General features: G+C 57.3%; 5 protein-coding genes. All 5 read right to left on the reverse strand.

The genetic code is table 11. The features are described 5' to 3' along the window. Window positions 1-126: 126 nt before the first annotated feature. A complete protein-coding gene (locus FQK12_RS08310) occupies window positions 127-2,364 on the reverse strand; it encodes a TonB-dependent receptor (protein ID WP_014228267.1) in 2,238 nt (745 codons plus the stop codon). 342 nt (window positions 2,365-2,706) lie between these two features. Beyond that, on the reverse strand, window positions 2,707-3,660 hold the full coding sequence (locus tag FQK12_RS08315) for an aldo/keto reductase (protein ID WP_014228266.1): 954 nt from the start codon (window positions 3,658-3,660) through the stop codon (window positions 2,707-2,709). A 131-nt stretch (window positions 3,661-3,791) separates the two neighbouring features. Then, entirely contained in the window at window positions 3,792-4,568 is a 777-nt protein-coding gene (locus FQK12_RS08320; protein WP_004848539.1) for an ABC transporter substrate-binding protein, read from the reverse strand. Window positions 4,569-4,587: 19 nt separating this feature from the next. Next, window positions 4,588-5,766 (reverse strand): M20 aminoacylase family protein, encoded by a 1,179-nt coding sequence (locus tag FQK12_RS08325; protein WP_014228265.1) that lies wholly within the window; start codon window positions 5,764-5,766, stop codon window positions 4,588-4,590. Between the two features lie 441 nt (window positions 5,767-6,207). Continuing rightward, window positions 6,208-6,690 (reverse strand): RcnB family protein, encoded by a 483-nt coding sequence (locus FQK12_RS08330; RefSeq protein WP_014228264.1) that lies wholly within the window; start codon window positions 6,688-6,690, stop codon window positions 6,208-6,210. Window positions 6,691-6,989 lie beyond the last annotated feature (299 nt).

Genomic DNA, 6,989 nt, shown 5'->3' on the forward strand with positions numbered 1-6,989 from the left:
CTTCCTGCAACTCGAATTATTTAGGGTATAAAATCGTCATACTTCAAGCCGCAGATGCCTTGGCTTTATACATTCATTGATTTATTACAACCGGCGAGCCGCCCTGCCCGCTCCTGCGGTTTTGCCTTAAAATTCGTAGCCGACCGAAACCTTGAACGTGCGCGGTTCGCCGCGGAACAGATAGGTTCCGCTGTCGTCCGCGCCGGACCAGTAGTTCTCATCCGTCACGTTATCGACGCCCGCGCGTACCGTCATCTGATTCTGGTTCTCGTTAAGCGCCAGACGATAGCGCACGCCGAGATCCAGGGTCGTGAAGCTATCAATCTTCTTGCTGTTCGCCTGGTCGGCATACTGCGAACCCGAGTGATTGAGGCGTGCGGTGGCGGTCAGGCCGTCGATAGGTTTGATGTCATACTCTGCGCCAAGCACCGCGTAGAAGCCCGGTACGCCGATGGCCGTTTTACCATCATTGACGCCATCCTTGGTTTTCGACAGTTCGGCTTTCAGCCAGGTCGCGCTGGCGTTAAGGCGCAGGCCGTACAGCGGTTCGCCGAATACGTTAAATTCCACGCCGCGATTGCGCTGCTCGCCGTTAAGGCCATAGCGTTTCTGGCTATCCAGGAAGGCGGAAGGCATTTTAATTTCAAACAGCGCCAGCGAGCCGCCAATGCGGCCAAAATCCGCCTTCATCCCGACTTCGTTTTGTTTTGAGTGAATAATGCCGACGCTTTCCCCATAGTTAGCGGCGGAGGTTGGCGCATTGCTGCCCGGCTGCAGGGCTTCGGTATGGTTAGCGTATAAAGAGAGAACCTGCCACGGCTTATAGACCACGCCATAGGTCGGCATCCAGCGGCTGTCGTCATACGCATCGCTTTGCAGGCCGGTGACTTTATCGTAGTTGCGCACCACCACTTTTTGATGACGGGCGCCGACGGTGAACAGCAGCGTATCGTCCAGCACGCCGAGGGTGTCGCTCAGCAGCCAGCCCTGGGAACGGGTGCGGCCGCTGGTGAGCGGATCGCCATAGTCGCCGCCGAATGATGCGTTCGCCGGGGGCGCAACCGGACGGGTATCGTAGATATTCACCAGCGGATTATCCGCCGCCTTCGACATCCGCCACGCGGTTTTGTCGTTCTGGGTTTTCGCCGAATAGCCGACGTTGACCTTGTGCGACACAAAACCGGTAGCGAATTCGCCGCGTATCCCGGCCATGCCGCTGGCGGTATCCATATAGCGGTTGGTGTCCAGGCGCCCCGCCGTGGCGTTGCCCGCCCGGTCAATCAGCTTCGAGGCGCTATAGAGACCGATTTCATGGGCATGCTGCGCCCCCAGAGCGGCGTAGGCGGTCCATTTATCGACAATGTCGTATTCCATTCTCAGCATACCGAACTCATTTTCGATATCGCTGTAAGCCCATTTTTGCGTGTAGTTGTGGGTGTTATCCGGCAGGCGCGGAATAAAATCGACGCCCGAAATGTTGATGCCCATCGGGCTACCGTGGAAGGTTTTTTTCTGATAGCCAAAGTCAAACGAGCTGCGCATCCGTTCGCCGCGATAATCGAGCCCTATGGAGGCCAGCGTGGTTCTGCGCTTATCACTCTCCACCGCCGCCTCGCCTTCGCGGTGCACCAGATTCACCCGCGCGCCGAACTGGTTGTCGTCGCCAAAGCGGCGGCCCAAATCCAGCGTGCCGCCGACCTGAGAATCCGAGGTATAGTCGACGCCCACGCGGGCGGTCGGGGTATCTTCCGCGCGCTTAGGCTCCAGGTTGATCATCCCGCCGACGCCGGAGCTGGCCGCACCGTTAAGCAGAGCGTTGGCGCCTTTAAAAATTTCGACCCGCTCAAGCATGGCGGTATCCACCACCTGACGCGGCACCACGCCCGCCAGCCCGCTCAGGGTCATATCGTCGCCGTCAAATTTAAGGCCGCGAATGCGGTAGGTCTCGGCGTAGTTACCGTAGCCCTGCACCGGCTGAACCCCGGCATCGTTACTCACTACGTCGGCGATGGTTTTCGCCTGCTGATCCTCGATAAGCTTCGAGGTAAAGCCGATGATACTAAACGGAACGTCCATCGCGTTTTGTTCGCCGAGCATCCCGAGACGGCCGCCGTTGGCGATCTGGCCGTCAAGATAGGCGGGCACCACCAGGTCGCCGCCGGCTTTAAAATCGCTGGCGGATGCGGCCTGAACGACCATCGTTTCTTCGCTTTTCTGGCGTTCGGCGACGTTTTCCGCCGCCGTTGCCGAATGGGAGATAGCGCCAACAGTTAACGCCAGCAGCGTTTTCCGCAGCGGGAAAGCCGGTGCGGCGCGGCCGCTTAAGTTGGCAGAGACGGCCAGCGCCGGGAGAGTGCGTTTCATAAGATCAGTCCTGAACAAAATCAACGATCCGATAGTGGCTCCGCCGCCGAAATTCGCGTTTCCGGTCTTGCGCCTGTGAGCCCCATCCAGTGCCTTCGCCGTTTCCCTGTGAGCCCGCGACGTACGCAGGTTATCTCCTGATAAAACCGCAAACAAGAAGAAGAATGAGAACTATACTCATTATCTTATCGTAATCAAGCCTGGCTTTTGCCGTCTGGAAAAACGTTTCATTTTTCGCTGAAAGGGATTCGCCGCAGAGGTTTGGGCTGAAGGTGAGGAAGCGCGCGCAGCAAAACGCGGAGAGACAAAAGGCCGGAACCCGACAGGCTCCGGCCTCAATCACTACGCGCTGGCGGTATCCAGACGCGCCAGCTGCCCGGCGCTCAGGCTCAGCGCGGCGGCGCGAGCAAAGCTCTCCACCTGAGCGAGGCTGGTGGCGCTGGCGATGGGCGCCGTCACGCCGTCGCGGCTCATCAGCCAGGCCAGAGCGACCTCGGCAGGTTTAGCGCCGCTTTGCTCCGCCACTTCAACCAGGGTATCGACAATACGCAGCCCGCGAGGATTGAGATATTTGCCGATACCGCCCCCGCGCTGGCTTTGCGCCAGGTCGGACTGCTGGCGGTATTTGCCGGTCAGGAAGCCGGACGCCAGGCTGTAGTAGGTCACCACGCCGATATCGCGGCTGATGCACAGGTCGCAGAGCGCGCCCTCAAAAGCCGAGCGATGATAAAGATTGTATTCCGGCTGCAGCACCTGCCAGGCCGGCAGGCCGCTTTTACGCGACACCTCCAGCGCGCCTGAAAGCTGCTGCGCATCGAGGTTCGAGGCGCCCATGGCGCGGATTTTCCCCGCCTGCTGTAGGGCGTGGAAGGCGTCGAGGGTTTCGGCGACCGGCGTTTCCGGGTCCGGCCAGTGGGCGAAATAGAGGTCAATATAATCGGTATTCAGACGTCGCAGGGAGTCGTCCACTGCCTGCTGGATCCAGGCTTTTTTCAACCCTTTATGACCGGGAAGGCCTAAATCGGAACCCACTTTGGTGAAGAGCTTTACCTTATCGCGCATGCCTGGCCGCGCCTGTAGCCAGCGGCCGATAATGGTTTCAGACTCGCCGCCCTGGTTGCCATCCGCCCAGCGGGAGTAGACATCCGCCGTGTCGATAGCATCGAAGCCGTGGTCTATAAACGCATCAAGAATGGCAAAACTGGTTTTTTCATCAATGGTCCAGCCAAAAACGTTACCGCCAAACACCAGCGGGGCGATGGAAAATCCGGTTTTGCCCAAGGGACGTGTCATCATGCCGTTCACTCCTTATCGCTTATATTCAGTATCCTTCGGAACGCCGTGAGGGCCAGAAAAGGACAATTACGGGATAGTAAGAAAAGGAAGCTTGAAGCGGGCTATCCGTGCCCGCTGAATGCATAACAACATTATGTCCCGGAATAGACGTCAAAGCTAAAATATTTCCCGGCTAACTTTTTATAGGTGCCGTCGGCGAGAATAGTGGCAATCGCGCCGTTAATCTCCTGGCGCAGGGCATCGTCCTCTTTGCGCAGGCCAATCGCCGCGCCGGCGCCGAACAGCTTGTCGTCCTTCAGGTGGCCGCCAACGAAGGCAAAATCTTTACCCTGCGGCTGCTGCAGGAAGCTGTAGTCGGCCATCATCCCGGAAAGCACCGCGCCGTCAATACGCCCGGACTCCAGATCCTGAACCACGCGATCCGCCCCCTGATAGGCGACGATATTGATCCCCGCCGTGCGCCAGTGCTGGTTAACGTAAGTCTCCTGCGCCGAGCCCTGCTCTACGCCGATGGTTTTGCCCTTCAGCTGCTCGACGGTATTCCCGGCCAGGGTGTTTTTACGCGCCACGAGGAACACCGGGCCGTTGTACAGCTTGTCGCTAAAGCCGATCTGCTCTTTACGCTTCTCGGTCATATACATGCCGGAGAGGATCGCGTCGAACTTACGCGCCTTCAGCGCCGGAATAATGCCGTCGAAGTTGCTTTCCACCCACACGCACTTCGCCTGCAGCTGGGCGCAAATCGCGTTGCCGAGGTCAATATCAAAACCCGCCAGCTTACCCTGCGGATCTTTCCATTCAAACGGCGCGAAAGTCGGATCGACGCCAAAGCGAATTTCCTTATTTTCTGCGGCCAGGGCTGAAGTTGAGGCCATCAGCGCGACCCACAGCAGAAGAGATTTTTTCATTATTTACGGACTCCAGAGATCAACGGCAGTGTGTTTCAACTAACCGGGCGAACAGCGTCGCGCCGGTAGAAATAATGTCATCATTAAAGTCATAGCCGGGGTTGTGCACCATACAGCTGCCCTTCCCGCCTTTCTCGCCATTGCCCAGCAGGAAGTAGCAGCCGGGGCGCTGCTGGAGCATAAAGGCGAAATCTTCGCTGGCGTTCATCGGCGAAATGGATTCCAGCACGCCCTCCTCGCCAAAGACGTCCAGCGCCAGCGCTTTGGCGAATTCGGTCTCTTCGACGCTGTTGGTCAGTACCGGATAGGAGTCAAAAACCGCTACCTCGCTGCTGGCGCCGTAGCTTTTGGCGGTAAAATCAGTGAGCTCCTTGATCCGCTTAATCAGCAGGTCGCGAATTTCCGGCTTCATCGCCCGCACGCTCAGCTCCATCACCACGTTCTCAGGGATGACGTTGGAGGCGATACCCGCCTGGAAGGTGCCGACGCTCACCACCGCGGTTTCGCCCGGCGGTACGTTACGCGCAACGATGCTTTGCAGATTCATCACCAGCGCCGCGCCGGTAACAATGGGATCGACGGTGCGCTCGGGGTGCGCGCCGTGGCCGCCGTAGCCGGTAATGGTGATTTTTACCGTATCCGCCGAGGCCATAAAATTCCCGGCGTAAAAGCCGATTTTCCCCACCGGCAGGCCCGGCATATTGTGCAGGCCGAAGATGCGCTCGCAGGGAAAGCGCTCAAACAGGCCGTCTTTGATCATTAAATCCGCGCCGCCGATCGCTTCTTCCGCGGGCTGGAAAATCAGGTGTACCGTGCCGTTGAACTGGCAGGCCGGCGAGGCGATATATTTCGCCGCCGCCAGCAGAATGGTGGTGTGGCCGTCGTGGCCGCAGGCGTGCATTTTTCCGGCCACGGTGCTGGCCCAGGGGAGATCGGTCGCTTCGAAAATCGGCAGCGCGTCCATGTCGGCGCGCAGGCCGATAGTGCGCGGCGAATCGCCCTTGCTTAACGTTCCTACCACCCCGGTTTTCGCCAGCCCGCGGGTCACCGTATAGCCCCACTCGGCCAGTTTTCCGGCCACCAGCTCGCTGGTATTAAACTCTTCCAGGCTTAATTCCGGATGGGCGTGTAAATAATGACGGATCGCAATCATTTCATCTTCGGTGGCTTTAATTTCAGGAATTACACAGTCGGTCATGCCGGTCTCCGGGATATAGAATCAGGTGCTAAGCTTTAATAACTTAACGTGCTAAGGGTTTATTGCAAGCAGGATTTCTTATTCCGCGCGGGGTTTTCATCTGATTTATTCATAGCGATTTAACGGCGAAGCGGATGAGTTTTACTATCACCTGAACCATGAAACGTCTTACATTCTCTGCCTTTTATTAACCATGAAGCACAATACTCATTTATAAAGCCTAAATAAGCAGATAAAACATCAAAGAAGAGGCGCAAGGATGATATTTTCAACTTTGCGGTTTTTAAGCGGATTTGATGTGAGAACAGGGGCGGGTGGGCAGTGCCCGATAGCGCCAGGCTGGCCGGACTACCGTCCCTCAGACGCGGGCAAATCGGTAGCGCGGACAGGTGCACAGCACCGCCTCCGGGGGAGGCGGTTGCGAGGTTAAAGCAGAAAAGGTTAGTGACTCAGCGCGCCGTTAATCAGGATCGACGTAATAATCCCGGTCGCGGCGGCAATCAGCACATAGTTACCGTCAATATAGGACCAGTGCTGCCCGTGCGGCGGTGCCGGTAATCCGCGATCGTTCCAGTCGTTTATCCGGTAATCATTGCCGCGATAACGTTCCGGAGCCGGCTGACCTTTGCGAAAATCATGGCCGTTCCACGCGAAGTGGTCCCGCTCATGGCGCTCCTGATGAGAGTTACCCTGCGGCCCCTTGTCACCGCGCGATGGGCCACGGTTATCGTCGTTACCCTGATGGTTGTTGGCCTGCGGCCCCTTGCCCGGCCCCTGCTGACGGTTGCCGTCCGGGCCGCCGCGGCCGGCGTCTTGCTGCCAGACCTGCTGCTGACCGTGGTTGTTGCCGCCAGGGCCATCCGCCCAGGAGACGGAAGTCAAAGCACAAGATAGAATAATCGCCAGTGAAAGAATCTTTTTCATAATACACCTCCTGATATATTTCCTTTGTACCGGGAAAATGTGGAGGAATAGTGAGTAACAATATAACCAGGACAATTCCTGGCTTATACCTTTCATCTTTTAAGGCGCATGTCCTGGCTGCGTGCATTCCCCCCGTTCACCTGGCAACCGGTGCTCCCGGGGACTTATAAATTCGCCGCCGTAGTGCGGCTAAAAATCCAGGGCGAGAGCATGATAACGTTTTAAAAATATTATCCCGACGCTGAACAAAGCGCACCAAATAACAAAAAAGGCCGCTTTCGCGACCTTTTTTAGAAAAT

The sequence above is a fragment of the Klebsiella sp. ME-303 genome, from assembly GCF_007910085.1.
Lineage (GTDB): Bacteria > Pseudomonadota > Gammaproteobacteria > Enterobacterales > Enterobacteriaceae > Klebsiella > Klebsiella michiganensis.

Coding starts and splice junctions, on each gene's coding strand:
- FQK12_RS08310 (WP_014228267.1), bottom strand. CDS start 2,364: ATGAAACGCACTCTCCCGGCGCTGGCCGTCTCTGCCAACTTAAGCGGC.
- FQK12_RS08315 (WP_014228266.1), bottom strand. CDS start 3,660: ATGATGACACGTCCCTTGGGCAAAACCGGATTTTCCATCGCCCCGCTG.
- FQK12_RS08320 (WP_004848539.1), bottom strand. CDS start 4,568: ATGAAAAAATCTCTTCTGCTGTGGGTCGCGCTGATGGCCTCAACTTCA.
- FQK12_RS08325 (WP_014228265.1), bottom strand. CDS start 5,766: ATGACCGACTGTGTAATTCCTGAAATTAAAGCCACCGAAGATGAAATG.
- FQK12_RS08330 (WP_014228264.1), bottom strand. CDS start 6,690: ATGAAAAAGATTCTTTCACTGGCGATTATTCTATCTTGTGCTTTGACT.